Annotated in this window: 3 protein-coding genes and 1 pseudogene; all 4 read left to right on the top strand. The window is 44.0% G+C overall.

All coding sequences use genetic code 11. The features are described from left to right. Nucleotides 1–194: pseudogene (locus AC29Z1_RS16355) on the top strand (type 2 isopentenyl-diphosphate Delta-isomerase); the annotation flags it as partial. Between the two features lie 183 nt (nt 195–377). Next, entirely contained in the window at nt 378–1,133 is a 756-nt protein-coding gene (locus tag AC29Z1_RS16350) for a DUF1614 domain-containing protein (protein ID WP_488272515.1), read from the top strand. Then, on the top strand, nt 1,123–2,331 hold the full coding sequence (gene spoIIP, locus AC29Z1_RS16345; protein WP_488272514.1) for a stage II sporulation protein P: 1,209 nt from the start codon (nt 1,123–1,125) through the stop codon (nt 2,329–2,331). The genes AC29Z1_RS16350 and spoIIP overlap by 11 nt, the downstream gene beginning before the upstream one ends. 55 nt (nt 2,332–2,386) lie before the next feature. After that, nucleotides 2,387–2,581, top strand: a 195-nt coding sequence (locus AC29Z1_RS16340) for a PDZ domain-containing protein (RefSeq protein ID WP_488272516.1), incomplete at its 3' end; no start/stop codon positions are given.

The following is a 2,581-nucleotide window of genomic DNA, read 5'->3' as shown; positions in this document are numbered from 1 at the left end:
CTGTTGCCTGGTATGAAAACTTTATTGCTGATATCAAACGATCTATGTTGCTTGTGGGTACAAGCACGGTTAAAGAGCTGCGGGAAAATCCCCTTGTGATTACTGGTTTCAGTCGTGAATGGCTGGAAGCCAGAGGCATAGATATAACACAATTTGCGCGACGTCAAAAAAACGGTAAAAGCATGGTCAAATGACCATGCTTTTTGTATTAATCAGCCTGTAACAGCGCAAACTATTTGATATCCAATAAATAAACTTGTTTGCAAATGTGTTGTAAGTAACTCTTAAAATATGTCATTTGTTTTTACAACACACTGAAAACTATTTATTGGAGGCAAAAGATACTATCTAATATCACAAATATGAGGTGAGAGACAATGATGAATATGCCGCTAGGAATGATTCTACTTTTGGTCGTCAGCGTATTGGTCTATTTCGGATTAGCGCAGCGCATCCTTGACCGTATGCGAATGACTGATAAACAGGCTTTACTCTTTATAGCCGGAATCGTTGTTGGTAGTTTTATTGACATTCCTGTTATGCGTTCCCCGATGGAAATTACCATTAATGTAGGTGGTGCCTTATTGCCTATTGTACTCTGTCTGTACCTGATTGTTAAAGCAGACGAAACAGCCGAAAGAGTACGGGCGATTGTTGCTGCTGTGCTGGTAGCCGTTGCAGTATCATTAGGATCACGCTATCTACCGTATGAACCGGAAAATATGTTTTTGGATCCCAAGCTCATTTACGGAATTTCTGCTGGTTTAATTGCCTATATTGCTGGCCGGTCACGGCGTAGTGCCTTTATTGGCGGTGTTTTGGGAATCGTCTTAAGTGATATTGTCCATGCAGTGACCATTTCTGGTCTTGGCATTCCCGGTACAACAGCGATTGGTGGGGCAGGAGCTTTTGATGCGACCATTATTGCTGGTATTATTGCTGTTATGATAGCAGAACTGGTAGGCGAGACCAGAGAAAAACTTCAGGGAGGTCCTGTTTTGGGGCCAAATCGGCCAGAAGGTCTTTACGAGTTTAGCCAAGAATTGCATCCGAAAGAAAAAGCAATAGACAATCAGCACAAGACAACAACTGACAGAGCCTCAAACAACGGGGGTGAAGGTCGTGAAAAGTAGATTAGGTGCAGCCTTGATAATAGGGCTGATCCTTACCTTGTTAAGTTTGGCAGGTTTTGCTCATGAACGTAATGATGGAAGCTATGCGACTATTGTCGACGAGGCTGGCAATATCGTATATATGACAGGTTGGCGGATACAACCGGGTGATCAGGTTCTTACTGATACTAACCGGCGCTATGAAGTTGTTCGAGTTGAAGGTGATATCGCTTACGCTAAATTACTTGGTGAAGTAGATCTTTCCCTGTATTATGATGAGCCCAAGCAAGGGCTTTGGGCGCGAATGAAGGAACTGATAGAAACAGCCACTGCCAGTGCCGAGGGCAACGGCAAAGTAGCCATTTATCATATGTATTCTGATGAGTTTTATGTGCCTACTGATGGTAAAGAAAGTATCCTTGGCGCGGGGGGAATCTATAAAGTTGGGGAGAAGTTTGCCCAGGCGCTCGAAAGCAAGGGCATAAAAGTCATCTTTTCTGAAGCCAAGCATGATCCGCATGATGATATGGCTTATGAACGTTCACGTCGGACAGCACTGAATCTGATCAAACAAGAACAACCTGATGCTATTTTTGATATTCACCGTGATGCTGTGCCACCTCAGGTTTATAGTACAACAATTGACGGGCAGGATGTTAGTAAGATACAATTAGTAGTTGGTAAATATGGTCCTACAGGTAAACAAATCGAAGATTACGCCCTGCAAATTAAAGCTGCCTCGGATAAGAAATACCCTGGGTTAGTTAAAGGTATCTTTTTTGCCAAGGGTGGCGATTACAACCAGGACTTACATCCCCGTTCTATGCTATTGGAGGTAGGGGCTCATACCAATAGCCGTGAATCGGCGGAAAAGGGTATTGCGCTGTTTGCCGATGTTATACCAACCGTGCTCGGTAAATCAAGTGCGCCTACTGGTCCTAACGCTGCAGGCGCTACCAATGCCGCCGGAAATACCGGACTGGGTTCTGCCGCTGGTGGACCATCTGGTGCAACCAAATCGATAGGATGGATTCTCGGACTCCTCATTGTTGGGGGGGCAGCATTTCTATTACTAAGTACTGGCAGCCTCAAAGAAGTTGGCGCTAAACTTAAAAATTTTACGTCTACTGAGTTCGCCAACTTTTTTGCGCCTAAGTCGCGAAGATGTAAGAATGACAATAAGCCTTCCGACCCATCTGAAAACAGCGACGACAAATAGCACCAAGCAGGCAGGCGTAGGTCCTGCCTTTTCTAATTAATTTTTGTCGTTATACATGGTTTTGCAGGAAAATATAGCTACTGACGGAATACTAAAGAAAGGGGGGGATACTTTGGCATACAGTGGTATTATATCTAACGTAAAATCTGACAGTATTGGCGCTGAAATAGGCCTTGTGCCCGGAGACCGACTGCTTAAAGTCAATGGACAAGTTGTTCAAGATATTATTGATCTCAGTTTTGCGCTGGCA

It is taken from the genome of Sporomusa sp. (assembly GCF_057736855.1).
Note: the sequence above shows the minus strand (reverse complement) of the source record. Positions and strands in the feature narration are given on the sequence as shown.